The sequence below is a fragment of the Amycolatopsis sp. WAC 01416 genome (assembly GCF_003947485.1).
Lineage (GTDB): Bacteria > Actinomycetota > Actinomycetes > Mycobacteriales > Pseudonocardiaceae > Amycolatopsis.
Map to the genome: position 1 here is coordinate 506,394 of NZ_QHHX01000004.1, position 13,803 is coordinate 520,196.

At 68.8% G+C, this 13,803-nt stretch carries 11 protein-coding genes; 4 read left to right on the forward strand and 7 right to left on the reverse strand.

What is annotated here, in order from left to right:
- Nucleotides 1–172: 172 nt before the first annotated feature.
- The 4 genes from DL990_RS16135 to DL990_RS16150 all read left to right on the forward strand — a co-directional run bounded on the left by DL990_RS16135 (nucleotide 173) and on the right by DL990_RS16150 (nucleotide 6,301).
- Entirely contained in the window at nucleotides 173–3,949 is a 3,777-nt protein-coding gene (locus DL990_RS16135) for an amino acid adenylation domain-containing protein (protein WP_233620485.1), read from the forward strand.
- A 17-nt stretch (nucleotides 3,950–3,966) separates the two neighbouring features.
- The gene (locus tag DL990_RS16140) at nucleotides 3,967–4,713 is read left to right on the forward strand and encodes an arylmalonate decarboxylase (protein WP_125799151.1); all 747 of its coding nucleotides are present in this window, start codon (nucleotides 3,967–3,969) and stop codon (nucleotides 4,711–4,713) included.
- A gap of 47 nt (nucleotides 4,714–4,760) precedes the next feature.
- The gene (locus DL990_RS16145) at nucleotides 4,761–5,339 is read left to right on the forward strand and encodes a TetR/AcrR family transcriptional regulator (protein ID WP_125786578.1); all 579 of its coding nucleotides are present in this window, start codon (nucleotides 4,761–4,763) and stop codon (nucleotides 5,337–5,339) included.
- A 98-nt stretch (nucleotides 5,340–5,437) separates the two neighbouring features.
- On the forward strand, nucleotides 5,438–6,301 hold the full coding sequence (locus DL990_RS16150) for an NAD(P)-dependent oxidoreductase (protein ID WP_125786577.1): 864 nt from the start codon (nucleotides 5,438–5,440) through the stop codon (nucleotides 6,299–6,301).
- A gap of 4 nt (nucleotides 6,302–6,305) precedes the next feature.
- On the opposite strand, the gene iolD is transcribed toward DL990_RS16150, so the two are convergent.
- Genes iolD through DL990_RS16185 form a run of 7 tightly spaced genes read right to left on the reverse strand, consistent with a single transcriptional unit; the run spans nucleotide 6,306 to nucleotide 13,686 of the window.
- A complete protein-coding gene (gene iolD, locus DL990_RS16155; protein WP_199746414.1) occupies nucleotides 6,306–8,147 on the reverse strand; it encodes a 3D-(3,5/4)-trihydroxycyclohexane-1,2-dione acylhydrolase (decyclizing) in 1,842 nt (613 codons plus the stop codon).
- Nucleotides 8,144–9,034 carry a 5-deoxy-glucuronate isomerase gene (gene iolB, locus DL990_RS16160; protein ID WP_125799153.1) on the reverse strand — a complete coding sequence of 297 codons (891 nt, stop codon included), beginning with the start codon at nucleotides 9,032–9,034 and terminating at the stop codon, nucleotides 8,144–8,146. The genes iolD and iolB overlap by 4 nt, the downstream gene beginning before the upstream one ends.
- On the reverse strand, nucleotides 9,031–9,963 hold the full coding sequence (gene iolC, locus DL990_RS16165; protein WP_125786574.1) for a 5-dehydro-2-deoxygluconokinase: 933 nt from the start codon (nucleotides 9,961–9,963) through the stop codon (nucleotides 9,031–9,033). Before iolC ends, iolB begins: the two co-directional genes overlap by 4 nt.
- A complete protein-coding gene (locus DL990_RS16170; protein ID WP_125786573.1) occupies nucleotides 9,960–10,745 on the reverse strand; it encodes an ATP-binding cassette domain-containing protein in 786 nt (261 codons plus the stop codon). The genes iolC and DL990_RS16170 overlap by 4 nt, the downstream gene beginning before the upstream one ends.
- Nucleotides 10,742–11,776, reverse strand: coding sequence for an ABC transporter permease (locus DL990_RS16175; protein WP_125799154.1), 1,035 nt, complete (start codon nucleotides 11,774–11,776; stop codon nucleotides 10,742–10,744). The genes DL990_RS16170 and DL990_RS16175 overlap by 4 nt, the downstream gene beginning before the upstream one ends.
- Nucleotides 11,773–12,762 carry a sugar ABC transporter substrate-binding protein gene (locus DL990_RS16180; protein ID WP_125786571.1) on the reverse strand — a complete coding sequence of 330 codons (990 nt, stop codon included), beginning with the start codon at nucleotides 12,760–12,762 and terminating at the stop codon, nucleotides 11,773–11,775. The genes DL990_RS16175 and DL990_RS16180 overlap by 4 nt, the downstream gene beginning before the upstream one ends.
- 24 nt (nucleotides 12,763–12,786) lie before the next feature.
- A complete protein-coding gene (locus tag DL990_RS16185) occupies nucleotides 12,787–13,686 on the reverse strand; it encodes a sugar phosphate isomerase/epimerase (RefSeq protein WP_125799155.1) in 900 nt (299 codons plus the stop codon).
- Nucleotides 13,687–13,803 lie beyond the last annotated feature (117 nt).

Genomic DNA, 13,803 nt, shown 5'->3' on the forward strand with positions numbered 1-13,803 from the left:
AACGGTCCTTGCCGGCGCGATGATCCCCGGCGCTCGTCGAGCTCGGTCGCCCCAAAGGGTGGCAAAGAATGGTCGGCGGGGCGTCTTGTTCTCTGTCCGGTATCTCCGGAAGGTCACACCCACACTTTCCGGCAGGGGAACAAAACCGCGATATTCGCCATGGGGGATGAACATGTCTTCGATTCACCACGCCGCGCCGCCTGACCGCGTCCGTTCCGGTACCTGCCTTCCGGAGCTGCTCGGACACTGGTCGGGAACGCGGCCGGAGGCGGTCGCCGTCGTCGACGGTGACCGCGAAATGACTTTTCGTGGACTCGAAGAAGCAAGTACGGGACTCGCCGCGCACCTCGCCGGGCTGGGAATCGGCGCGAACGACACCGTCGGCCTGTACGTCGAGCCTTCCGCGGACCTGATGGTCGGCGTCTGGGGCATTCTCTTTTCCGGGGCGGCTTATCTGCCGTTGTCCCCCGAGTATCCGGAAGATCGGTTGCGGTACATGCTCGAAGACAGCCACACCGGCGTTGTCGTCACGCAGCCGCGTCTCGCCGGGCGGCTCGCCGGATGGGTGCCCGACGGGACACGGATCGTGTCGGTGGCCGATGCCCGCGGCGGGATCCCGCGCGGGCCTTCGCCGGACTCGCTCGCCTACGTCATCTACACCTCCGGCAGCACCGGGAAACCGAAGGGCGTGATGATCGAGCACCACAGTGTCGTGTCGCAGCTGCGCTGGCTCCAGGCCTGCGGACACCTGGACACGAACGTCACGGTGCTGCAGAAGACACCGATGAGTTTCGACGCCGCGCAATGGGAGATCCTGGCGCCCGCCGCGGGTGCCCGCGTGGTGCTGGGCGCGCCGGGGAGTTTCCGGGATCCCGAAGCCCTGATCGACACGGTGGTGAAGCACGACGTCACCACCTTGCAGTGCGTGCCGACATCGCTGCAGGCGTTGCTCGACACGGAACGCCTCGGCGGCTGCACCTCCTTGCGGAAGCTGTTCTCCGGCGGTGAGGCGCTTTCGCGACGGCTCGCCAAGGAACTCGCCCGCGAGCTGCCGTCGGCGCGACTGGTCAACCTCTACGGGCCGACCGAATGCACGATCAACGCGACCGCCCACGTCGTCGACCCGGACACGCTCGACGACAGCGCCGCGACGGTCCCGATCGGCGTGCCTGTCGACAACACCCAGTGCTTCGTGCTCGACGCCGACCTCGCCCCGGTCGACATCGGGGAGACGGGCGAGCTGTACATCGGAGGCGTCCAGCTGGCCCGTGGCTACCTGAACCGGCCCGAGCAGATGAGCGAGAACTTCGTGCCGAACCCGTTCATCCCGACTGAACGGTTGTACCGCACCGGAGATCTCGTCCGCTGGAACGCGGACGGCACCCTCCAGTTCGTCGGCCGCGCCGACAACCAGGTCAAGCTGCGCGGTTACCGCGTCGAGCTCGACGAGATCGCGGTGGCGATCGAGGAGCACACCTGGGTGCGCCGGGCCGCGGCGGTGGTGACCGACGACCCGCGGACCGGGGCGAAGGCGCTCGTCGCGTGCGTGGAGCTGAATCCGCGCGAGGCCGCGGTGATGGATCAGGGCAACCACGGCGGGCACCACCAGTCGAAGGCCGACAAGCTGCAGGTCAAGGCACAGCTGTCGAATCCAGGCGTGCGCGACGCCGGGGATCGTCCGGTGATCGCGTTGCCGGGCAAGCGGGAAACCGCTCATCAGCGCCGGGAGGTCTTCGCCCGCAAGACTTATCGCCACTACGAGGGTGGCGCCGTCACCCGCGACGACCTCGCTGCGCTCCTGACGCCGGGCCCCGTCGGCACGTACTCTCGTGAACCCGGCGAGCTCGCGTTCGCCGAACTGGGCGAGCTCCTGCGGTGGTTCGGCCGGTTCCGTAGCGACGAGCGGCTGCTCCCGAAGTACTCCTACGCCTCGCCGGGCGCGCTTTACGCGACGCAGTTGTACCTGGAGACCAGCGGTCTCGACGGCCTCGGCGCAGGGATGTACTACTACCACCCGATCGGCCACACCTTGGTCCGGATCGGCGCGAGCGCGGGCACCGGGCATTCGGTGCATTTCATCGGCCACACCAGCGCCATCGAGCCGGTCTACCGGAACAACATCCGCGAGGTTCTCGAATTCGAGGCAGGCCATATGGTCGGGGTGTTCGAGGAGATCCTCCCCGGATACGGCCTCACGATCACCCCGGCGGCGTTCGACCCCGCGGTCGCCGTCCGCGCCGAGGCCGCCGCAGGCGACCACTATCTCGGCACGTTCTCCTTGCACGCCGACGACGGCGAGCCACGACGGGACGACATCGAGCTGTTCGTGCAAACCCATCCGGGGCGCGTCGAGGGGCTCCCCGCCGGCACCTACCGCTGGCGGGACGGCGACTTCGAACGGATCTCCGCCGAGCTGATCGAGTCCAAGCACGTGATCGCGATCAACCAGCAGGTGTACGGGCGCGCGGCCTTCGGCATCACCGCGGTCAGCCGCACCGCCGACGAGCGGCTCGAGTACGCCGGTCTCGGCACCAAGCTGCATCACTTGCAGCGCAACGGTTCCGGATTCGGCTTCATGTCGTCGGGCTACAGCTCGAAGAGCGGTCACCCGCTGCCCGCCGCCCGGCGGATCGACGACATCCTCACCGGGCAGGGCATCGCCCCCGGACCGTCGTACTTCTTCCTCGGCGGCAAGGTGAGCCCGGAGCAGATACGCAGCGAGGGCATGCGGGAAGACGCCGTGCACATGAAGGGCCCGGCGGAGATCATCCGCGACGAGCTCGCGACCACCCTGCCCGGCTACATGCTCCCCAACCGGGTGCTGGTGCTGGACACGTTGCCGTTGACCGAGAACGGAAAGGTCGACGCGAACGCGCTGGCGGAGACCGGCGCCGTCCGCTCCGCGAGCAGCGGCGCGCCGTACGTCGCGCCCTCGACGAGCCACGAACGGTGGCTGGCCGAGGTGTGGGGCAAGACGCTGAACTATGACGACGTCTCGGTCCGCGACGACTTCTTCGCCGCGGGCGGCAACTCGCTGACCGCGGTCTCCCTGGTGAACCGGATCAATCGCGAGTACGGCACCCGGTTGCCGCTGCAGGTCGTCTTCGAACGCCCGAAGCTCGCCGAGCTGGCCGCCCGCATCGGCGAGCACTCCGCTCGACCCTCGTCACGACTGGTCCCCTTGGCCACGGGCGGCGGCCGCCCGGTGTTCTGCTGGCCGGGACTCGGCGGTTATCCGATGAACCTGCGGCCGCTGGCTTCGGAAAGCGGCTTGGGACGGCCGTTCCACGGCGTGCAGGCTCACGGGATCAACGCCGACGAGACGCCGTACGCCACTGTCGAGGAGATGGCGAAGGCCGACGTCGCCGAGATCCGGCGCGTCCAGCCGGAGGGTCCGTACACGCTCTGGGGCTACTCGTTCGGCGCGCGGGTCGCCTTCGAAACGGCTTGGCAGCTGGAGAGGCTGGGGCAGCGTGTGGACGACCTGCTGTTGATCTGCCCGGGCAACCCCGAGGTCGGGGATAGCGGGGACAGGGTGGCGAGCTACACGAACCCGGCGTACCTGACAATCCTGCTGTCGGTGTTCCTCGGGACGATCTCCGGACCGGAACCGCTGGCCTGCCGGGAGACCGTCCGCGACGAAGACGGCTTCGTGGCCTTCGTGGCGAAGTTGATGCCCGCCCTCGGCGAGCAGCTGATCCGGAGGATCGTCCGGATCGTCGAGGAGACCTACGAGTTCGACTACAGCTTTCGTGAACTCGCGCGGCGGCGGATCGCCGCCAGGGTGACGCTGTTCAAGGCCGACGGCGACGACTACTCGTTCGTCGAGAACAGCTCCGGGTATTCGGCCACGCCACCGGAGGTGGTCACGCTCGAAGGCGATCACTACAGCGTCCTCAAGGAAGACGGGGTCGCGGAACTGGTGTCTGCGATCCGCGCCCGGCTCTGACCAGCGAAGGAGAACCAGTGCCCGACTCTCTCGGTCCCCGCCTCAAGGTCGGCGTCGTCGTCCCGTCCACCAACACCTCGGCCCAGCCGGAACTGGACGCGCTGCGCCCCGACGGCGTCACCAACCACACCGGCCGGATGGTCATCGACGACGACCCGATGGTCGACGAACCCGGCTTCGGCCACGTCATGGCCGGTATCCGGCGGTCGACGCGGCCGGCGGTCCGCGGCGTCATCGGCTGCGACCCCGGCTGCGTGATCATCGGCGTCTCACCGGAGAGTTATTGGGAGGGAACGCCCGCGCACGGGCGTGTCCACGCCGCGATGCGGGAAGCGGCGGGCGGCCGTCCGGTGACGATGAGCCCGGACGCGATCAACGCCGCGCTCGCGGCGTACGACGTCCGCCGAATCGCGGTCATCACGCCGTACCTGCCGGTCGGCGACGACTCGGTGCGCCGGTTCTTCGGCGACAGCGGCTACGACCTGCTGAACCTCCACGGCCTCGGCATGCCCAGCCCGGCCAAGATCTCGCACGTCTCCGAGACGGAACTCCGGGACGCGGTCAAGGAGGTCGACGGCGCCGACGTCGAAGCCATCGTCCAGGTCGGCACCAACGTCGCCATGGCGCGGGTCGCGGCGGTCGCCGAATTCTGGCTCGGCAAACCGGTCCTTTCGAACAACGTCGTCCTGTACTGGCATGCCCTGCGCCAGAACGGCATCGCCGACCGTGTACGCGGCTTCGGCTCCCTGCTGTCGGAGCACTGAACGACCGGTATTTGACTGGTCGTTACAGAACGTGGGATGCTGGCGGCATGCCCCGTCCCAAGGGATTCGATACCACCGAGGTGCTCGACGCCGCGGTCGGAACGTTCTGGCGCAAGGGGTACTCGGCCACGTCGGCGCAGGACCTCGTCGACGGCACCGGCCTGGGGCGGGGAAGCCTGTACAACACGTTTTCCGGCAAGCGGCAGCTGTTCAGCGAGGCGCTGCGCCGCTACGAGGAGACGTCCGCCACCCGGGTCGAGGAGATGCTGGCCGCGCCGGGGACCATCCGCGCGCGGATCAGACGCGTCCTGATGGACGTGGTCGACGACGAGCTGGACTCCTCGGCCGGACATCGCGGCTGTCTCGCCGTCAACGCCGCCCTCGAACTCGGCGGGATGGACGACGAGGTCACCGCCCGCGTCCGTCACAACTTCGAGCGGGTGGAGAACGCGTTCCACGCCGAGTTCGCCGCCGCGCGGCAGGAGGGCGAGATCGGCGAGGGCCGGGATCCGCGGGCACTGGCGCAGTTCACTCTCGCCGCGATGTACGGCTTGCGAGTGCTCGGAAAGACCGCGGACCGGCAGGCGCTCACCCAAGTAGTCGAAACCACCATCCAGGCGTTGTGATGTTCCAGGTTTCGTGACAGGACCCCGCGCTCGCGCGGTTTTCCTGTGTTCTCATTCTTTAACGAACATTCCACTATCTCGAGGAGTGAAAGCCAGTCATGACGGAGACGGTCGCGGTGCTCGGCACCGGAATCATCGGCGCCCCGGTCGCCCGGAACCTGAGCAAGGCCGGGTTCGCGGTCCGGGCCTGGAACCGCACCGCGGCCAAGGCCGAAGCGCTCTCCGGGGACGGTGTCCAGGTCGCGGCGAGCGCCGCGGACGCCGTCGAGGAAGCGTCCGTCGTGATCACGGTCCTCACCGACGGCCCGGCGGTGCTGGAGGCGATCCGCGCGGCCGCCCCCGCCGCCGGCACGATCTGGGTGCAGCTCAGCACCGTCGGCGACGCGGTCGACGAACTGGTCGCGTACGCCGACGAGCAGGGTCTCGTCTTCGTCGACGCTCCGGTGCAGGGCACCCGCCAGCCCGCCGAACAGGGCCAGCTGGTCGTGCTCGCGGCGGGCACGGCCGAGGCGCGGGAGACCGTCCAGCCGTTGTTCGACGCGATCGGCAAGCGCACGCTGTGGGTCGGCGAAGACGGCCGCTCCGGTGCGGCGAGCAGGCTCAAACTGGTGCTGAACACCTGGGTGATCGCGCTGACCCACGGCGTCGGCGAGGCATTGGCGCTGGCCGAAGGACTCGGTGTCGACCCGCGGCACTTCGTCGACGTCGTCACCGGCGGCCCGATGGACAACGGCTACTTCCAGGCGAAATCGGCCGCGATCCTCAAGAACGACTACACCACCGCCTTCTCGGTCGACAACGCCGAGAAGGACGCCCGGCTGGTGCTGGAAGCCGCGGCTCGCGCCGGTGTCCGGATGGACGCGGTCGAAGCGGGGCGAGCCCGCTTCGCTCGCGCGTCCGAAGCCGGACACGGCGACGAGGACATGGCCGCCGGTTACTTCGCCTCCTTCGACCGCAAGTAGTCACCTACTTGCGGTTCACGTAGCGCACCTGCGTCGCTTTTCCGGCTTCGAATCCCTCCCTGCCGGCGAGGTGCTCCGGGACGCCGACCTCCCACCAGGCACCGGCCTCGGTCCAGGAGTTCGGCTGGGTCCGCACCACGACCACCGCCGGACGGTTCTCGGCCACCGCGGCTTCCCGTGCCTTCGCGTACGACGCGCGCACATCGTCCAAAGAGGACGCCGTGAACACCGCGCAGCCCAGTGACTCCGCATGTCGCGCGAAGTCGACCCGCGGGGGAGTGGCATGCGCGCTCCGGCAGTCGGCGAGGAAGTTGTTGAACGGTTTGCCGCCTTGCCCCTCCTGTAGCCGGGCGATGACCGCGAAGCCGTCGTTGTCGCAGACCACCGCCACGAAAGGATGTCCGGCGAAGGCCGCCGAGAACAGTTCGGAGTTCAGCATCAGGTACGAACCGTCGCCGAGCATCGTGGTGACCAGGCCGCCGGTGTGCGCCATCGCGGCACCCCACGCCCCCGCGAGCTCGTACCCCATGCACGAGAAGCCGTACTCGACGTCCATGCTGATCGATCCCGATCCGCGCCAGCCGCCGATCAGTTCTCCCGGCATCCCGCCGGACGCGGTCATCACGTAGTCGTGCGGCTCGGAGAGGTCGTTGACCGCGCCGACGACCTGGGCGTAGGTCGGCACTTCGCCGGCGGCACCGCGCAGCACGTCGATATGCGCGTCCCATCGGCCGCGTTCCGCCGCCGCCCGCTCTGTCCACAAAGGATCGACCTGCCAGCTTTCCAGCTGGGCAGCCAGGTCCGTGAGACCCGCGTCGGCGTCACTCACGACGGCCAGCGCACCGTGCTTGACGGCGTCGAACCGGGCGGCGTTCAGGGTGATCAGCCGGACGTCGGGGGAGAACACCGTCCAGGACGCCGTGGTGAAGTCCTGCAAGCGGGTGCCGACGGCGAGTACGACATCGGCCTCGGCGGCCAGGACGTTCGCCGACGTCGAACCGGTGACGCCCAGCGGACCGGCGTGCAGCGGATGGCCGTGCGGCACCAGGGTGCGCCCGGCCGTCGTTTCGGTGATGGGGATGCCGTGCCGCTCGGCGAAGGCCAGCGCACGTTCACCGGCGCCGGAGTAGCGGACGCCGCCGCCCAGCACCAGCAACGGTTTCCGGGACGCCCGCAGCGCGCCGGCCGCTTCGGTGAGTGCTCGGCGATCGGGCCGCGGACGCGGCGGGCGGTGGGTCACCGGTGAGAAGAGCGCGTCCGGGAAGTCGTACGTCTCCGCCTGGACGTCCTGAGGGAGGGCCAGTGTCACCGGGCCCGCGTCCGCCGGATCGGTCAGCACCCTGGCGACCTGGGGCAGCGTCGAGAGCAGCTGCTCCGGCCGGACGATCCGGTCGAAATATCGGCTCACCGGGCGGAACGCGTCGTTGACCGTGGCCGTCGGGTCGCCGAAATGCTCCACCTGCTGCAGCACCGGATCCGGGGCGCGGCTGGTGAAGGTGTCACCGGGGAGCAGCAGGATCGGCAGCCGGTTCGCGTGCGCGACCCCGGCCGCGGTGACCATGTTCAGCGCGCCGGGCCCGATCGACGACGTCACCACGCCGACCTGGCGCCGATGCGTCGCCTTGGCGTAGCCGACCGCCGCGAGCGCCATGCCCTGCTCGGTCTGCCCGCGCCACAAGGGGAGTTCGTCGCGGTGCTCCTCCAGCGCGGTACCGAGACCGAGGACGTTGCCGTGCCCGAAGATCGCGAAGATACCCGGGAACAAGGGGACTTCCCGTTCGTCCAGGGTTTCCGACCGCTGCGCGAGCAGCCAGCGCACCAGGGCCTGTGCCGTGGTCAGCTTCATGACACCCGTCCTTCGTGGCTCGTGACCGGGCAGCGTGGGTCGAGTTCCTGGTCGTTCCAGGTCTCGCGGACCCAGCCGTGCGCGGGGTCGTCGCAGAACGCCATCGAACGCTCATCGGCCGTCCCGGCCAGGACGTTCAGGTAGTACATCGGGTAGCCCGGCGCGGCGACACAGGGACCGTGGTAGCCGCGCGGGATCAGAAAGACGTCGCCGTCCCGGACCGCGACGTCCTCGTCCAGTTCACCGTCGGCGGTGTACGTCCGATGGAGACCGAACCCTTCGCGCGAAGGTGTCACTCCGTCGCGGCCCGCGATGCGGAAGTAGTAGATCTCCTCGTTGACGACCTCGCATTCGGACGCCTCGTCGTGTTTGTGCGGCGGGTACGAGGACCAGTTGCCGCCGGGGGTGATCAGCTCGCACGCGTTCAGCTTGTCCGCGTGGTCCCAGACGCCGGGCACCCCGAAATTGGTGACCTGTCTCGTCGCCTGCCCCGCGCCGCGCACCTCCACCGGCACGTTCTCGGCAGGTCCGTAGCGCGGTTCGAGACGACGGGTGCAGCGCGCCATCGGCAGCGCGACCTCGATCCCTTCCCGTGTCGACAACTCGACTTCGGCATCGCGTGGCACGTACGCGAAATCCGTGACACGGGTGAACACCGAGTCCCGCCCCGCGAGTTCGAAGACCTGCCCGTCGACCCGGACGGTGCACCCGCCGGACAGCGGAAGGACGAACGCTTCGAATTCGCCGGTGCGCACCAGCCTCGTCTCACCGGCGGCCAGCGAGAGCACCCGCAGGCCGCTGTACGTCCAGCCCGCCGAATCCGGGCTGAGCCGGACGGGATCCCGCTCGTCCGAAAGCGTCCCGAGTGGACGGTGCAGCTTGCTCACAGCAACTCCTCGATCTCGTCGGCGGTGGGCATGGCGTCGGCGCAGGCGAGCCGGGAGGCGACGAGCGCGCCCGCCGCGTTGGCGTACGTGGCGATGCGCACCGGATCCCAACCGGAAAGCAGACCGTGGATCAGCGCACCGCCGAACCCGTCACCCGCGCCGAGCCCGCACACGACCTCGACCCGCAGGGGTGGCACGGTCCAGCGGCCCTCGGCGGTGGCCACCAGCACACCCTCCGCGCCCTTCTTGATCACCGCCAGTTCGACGCCCCTGGCCAGCATGCGGGACGCGGCCTCGTCGGGATCCGCCGTGCCGACGGCCACCTCCGCCTCGGTGCGGTTGCCGACGGCGACCGTGACGTGGTCGAGCATCCAGCCGATCTCTTCGCGCGCTATCTCGGTGTCGGGCCAGAACATCGGCCGGAAGTCGAGGTCCAGCACCGTATGCGACCGGCGTCCGCGCCGCTCGAGCATCTTGCGCTGGGTGCCGCGCGCCGGTTCGACGGAGACGCCGGTTCCGGTGACCCACAGCAGCGGCACCGTTTCCACGACGTCCCAGGGCACGTCGGTCTCGGTGAGGGTCAGATCCGGCGCGATGGGGGACCGGTAGAACAACAGCGGCGGATCCGCGGGCGGGTTCAGCGCGCAGAACACCACCGGTGTCTGCAACCCCGCCGACGTCCCCACGTGATCCGGGGACACACCGAACTCCCGCAATGCTTGCCGCACGTAGTCACCGAAGCCGTCCGGGCCGACCTTCGTCAGCACCGACGTCGAGCGGCCGAGCCGCGCGGCGGCGACCGCGACGTTGGTCGCGGTGCCGCCGAGCGATTTGGCGAAGGTGCTGACCCCGGCCAGCGGCACGCCGCTCTGCTCGGGATAGAGGTCCACCCCGACCCGGCCGACGGTCAGTGCTTCGAGAGCGGTCATGAAGGGGACTCCACAGCTCGCAATTCGTGTTCGAGGGCTTCCAGTTCCGCGCCGCCCGCCATCTGCCGGGTCAGTTCGGCCAGGTCGATCTCGGACTTCTCGTAGGCGCCGAGGGACACGCCCCGTTTGAGCAGCAGGAAGCGATCGGCCACCGGGAACGCGTGGTGCGGGTTGTGCGTGATCAGCACGACGCCGAGCCCGCGGTCACGGGCCTGCGCGACGTACTTGAGCACGACACCGGCCTGCTTGACACCCAACGCGGCCGTCGGCTCGTCGAGGATCAGCACTTTCGCCCCGAAGTACACCGCCCGCGCGATGGCCACGCACTGCCGCTCGCCGCCGGACAGCGTGCCGACCGGCTGTTCGACGTCGCGCAGGTCGATGCCCATGTCGGACAACGCCTTCTTGGTCGTCTCCCGGCCCTTCTTCCGGTCGAGCGCGCGGAACGGGCCGAAGCCGACCGTCGGTTCGGAGCCGAGGAAGAAGTTCCGCCACACGCTCATCAGGGGTACGACCGCCAGATCCTGGTACACCGTCGCGATGCCGCGATCGAGCGCCTCACGCGGCGAAGCGAACTTGACCGGCTCGCCCTCGACCAGGAATTCGCCCCTGTCGTGCTGGTGGACCCCGGCCAGGATCTTGATCAGGGTGGACTTGCCGGCGCCGTTGTCGCCGAGCACACAGGTCACCTCGCCCGCGTTGACCACCGTGGACACGTCGCGCAACGCGATCACGCTGCCGTAGGTCTTGCCGACTTCCTTGACCTCGAGAAGATGGCTCATCGTCGCACCCTTTCCGCGCGCCGCCGGAAGGCGTTGTTGACCAGGACCGCGGACAGCAGCATGACCCCGAGGAACAGCATGAACCAGTCGCTGTCCCAGCGGGCGAACACGATGCCCTGCCTCGCCATCCCGAAGATCAGCGCGCCGACCGCGGCGCCGATCGCCGAACCGAACCCGCCGGTCAGCAGGCAGCCGCCGATCACGGCCGCGATGATGTACTGGAACTCCAGCCCGATGCCCTGGTTCGCCTGGACGCTCGCGAACCGCAGGATGTTGATCGAGCCGACCAGCCACGCGGCGAGCGCGGTGGTCATGAACAGCATGATCTTGGTGCGCACCACCGGGACCCCGACCGCGCGCGAACTCTGCGCGGAACCGCCGACGGCGAAGATCCAGTTGCCGAACCGGGTCCGGACCAGCAGCCAGGCCGCCAGTACGGCGAACCCGATCCACCACACGATGGAGATCTGGAACGCCGTCCCGCCGATGTCCACTGTGGACGCGAAGACGAAACCGGCGGACTCGTAGCCGTCGGTCGACCGCATCCCCGACACCTGGACGGTGCCGGTGACCAGGCGGGTCACGCCGAGGTTGAGCCCTTGCAGCGCAAGGAACGTGCCCAGGGTGACGATGAAACTGGGCAGGCCGGTGCGCATCACCAGCCAGCCGTTGAACGCGCCCACCGCGAGAGCGAAGACCAGCGACGCGAACAGCGCGAGCCAGACGTTCCAGCCCGCCTGCGTCGCCAGTGTCGCGGTGACGAGCGCGGTGGACGCCGTCATCACGCCCGCCGAGAGGTCGAACTCACCGCCGATCATCAGCAGGGACACGGCGACCGCCATGATGCCGAGCGTCGAGGCGTCGTCCAGCCAGGTCGCCACGCCGCTGCCGCTGAAGAACTGGTCGGTGACGAGGGTGAAGAACAGGAAGACGACGACGGCGCCGAGCAGCGCGCCGATCTCGGGGCGGACGACCAGCCGATCGAGCAGCCGGGGTTTCGCGATCCGTTCGTCGAGCATGGTGGTTGTCATCGCGTGCCCCTTTGCACGTACTGGCCGACGGTGTCCACAGTGGATTTGTCGACCAGGTCGGGCCCGGTGAGCACCGGCTTCCCGCCGCCGACGACGTTCGCGTTGTCCCGGTAGAGCTTGAGGAACTGCACCGGGAGGTAGCCCTGCTCGTACTGCTGCTGATCGACCGCGAACAGCACGTCACCCGCCTTGATCGCACCGACCACGTCGGTGTTCAGGTCGAAGGTGCCGACCTGGGCCGTCGAGCCCACCGCCTTGATCGCGCTCACCGCCCGGGCCGCGACCTGTGAGTTCAACGTCAGAACGGCGTCGAGCGAAGAGTCGGTCTGTACCGCGCCCCTGATCCGGGATTCGGCGTCGGTGGGGTTGCTGATGTCGACCTGCAGGGTCTGCACGTCGCCCGCGAAACCGGTCTTGGCGCCGTCGCACCGCTGGGCTTGCCCCACGTTGCCGGCTTCGTGCACCACGCAGAGCAGTTTCTTCTTGCCGAGCTCCCGGAACTTCTTTCCGGCTTCCTCACCGGCGATGGTCTCGTTCTGCCCGACATGGGTGAGCGCGCCGTAGCCCGCGCTCTTGTCCTCGCCGGAGTTGATGGTGATGACCGGGATCCCCGCGCGGACCGCGTTCTCGATCGAGGTCTTGAGCGCCTCCGGATTCGCCATCGACACCACCAGTCCGCCGACCCGCTGGGCGACCGCGTTGTCGATCAGCTTGGCTTGGTTGCCGGGGTCCCCGTCGGAGTTGTACTCGACCTGGACGTCGAGCTGCCTGCCCGCCTCCTCGGCGCCGTTCTTGACCACGTTCCAGAACGCGTCACCCGCCGTGCCGTGCGAGATGACCGCGACCCGCAGCGGACCGCTTGGCTGCGTCGTCGTCGCCGGGCCCGCACCTTCGGCGGGTTTCTCCTCGGCCTTCGGCCCGGTGCACGCGGACAGGAGCACCAGCCCCGCCACGACCACCAAAGCCTTCCTCAAGCGATGGGACATCGTCGTCTCTCCTCGCTTCTTCCGTTACCTGGCAGCCGGGAGCCGGCTGACGATTCCGTCGAGATGCGCCAGACTCCTGGCCACATCCCGCTTCGGTAGATCCTCCGGGCTCCCCTCGCTCAGCGCGGTGTCCTGTTCGAGCACGTACCACCCGTCGTAGCCCGCCTCGTGGACGGACCTGACCATCGTTTCGATGTCGACGTCCCCGTCGCCGAGCGGGACATACAGACCTTTGCCCACCGCTTCGGTATAGGGAAGCCTTCCGGCACGGACATCTTCGGCGAGTTCGCCGCGCACGTCCTTGAGGTGCAGGTGCCCGACCCGTTCGGGGTACCGTTCGGCCAGCGCCACCGGATCGGTCCCGCCGATGAGGAGATGCCCGGTGTCCAGGCACAGCGGCAGAGTGGAATCGGCGAGGAAGCGCTCGACCTCTTCCTCGGTTTCCGTGTGCGTCCCGACGTGCGGATGCAGCACGGTACGAAGTCCATGGCGCGCGGCGATTTCCCCGATCTCGCCGGAGGTTTCGACGAGGGTCGCCCATTCGGTGTCGCTCAGCTTCGGCCGGTCGTCGTAGCCGTCGAGACCGGTGGCGGCGGCGAGCACGAGCACGTCGCCACCGCAGGCGGCGAACAGCGCCGCCGACTCCTCGGCCGCCGCCACCGCGGCTTCGGGGTTCTCGTGCAGTACGACGGCGAGGAACCCGCCGACCAGGTCGAGCTCGTATCCGCCGAGCAATCCGCGCAGCTCGGCCGGGTCTCGCGGCAGATATCCGGGCGGGCCGAGCTCGGTGGCGCGCACTCCCAGCTCCGCCATTTCGCCCAGTACGGTCCCCGCGTCGAGCACGCGGCCCCAGCCGGGGACTTCGCACACGCCCCAGGAGATCGGGGCGGCGGCGACGCGGATCCGGGATGTCGTCACTGGCATCGGCGGCCTCCTGAAGATTCAGCGGTTCGGGGTCGGGGATCGGGTTAGAGCGCTCTATTGATTAGAGCGCTCTAATCATGTAGCGTCCGTCACAGTAAAGTCAAGGGCAGGGGGAGG

Excerpts from the sequence above, each read along its gene's own strand:
- DL990_RS16135 (WP_233620485.1), top strand. The coding sequence starts at position 173 with ATGTCTTCGATTCACCACGCCGCGCCGCCTGACCGCGTCCGTTCCGGT.
- DL990_RS16145 (WP_125786578.1), top strand. The coding sequence starts at position 4,761 with ATGCCCCGTCCCAAGGGATTCGATACCACCGAGGTGCTCGACGCCGCG.
- DL990_RS16150 (WP_125786577.1), top strand. The coding sequence starts at position 5,438 with ATGACGGAGACGGTCGCGGTGCTCGGCACCGGAATCATCGGCGCCCCG.
- iolD (WP_199746414.1), bottom strand. The coding sequence starts at position 8,147 with ATGAAGCTGACCACGGCACAGGCCCTGGTGCGCTGGCTGCTCGCGCAG.
- iolC (WP_125786574.1), bottom strand. The coding sequence starts at position 9,963 with ATGACCGCTCTCGAAGCACTGACCGTCGGCCGGGTCGGGGTGGACCTC.
- DL990_RS16170 (WP_125786573.1), bottom strand. The coding sequence starts at position 10,745 with ATGAGCCATCTTCTCGAGGTCAAGGAAGTCGGCAAGACCTACGGCAGC.
- DL990_RS16175 (WP_125799154.1), bottom strand. The coding sequence starts at position 11,776 with ATGACAACCACCATGCTCGACGAACGGATCGCGAAACCCCGGCTGCTC.
- DL990_RS16180 (WP_125786571.1), bottom strand. The coding sequence starts at position 12,762 with ATGTCCCATCGCTTGAGGAAGGCTTTGGTGGTCGTGGCGGGGCTGGTG.
- DL990_RS16185 (WP_125799155.1), bottom strand. The coding sequence starts at position 13,686 with ATGCCAGTGACGACATCCCGGATCCGCGTCGCCGCCGCCCCGATCTCC.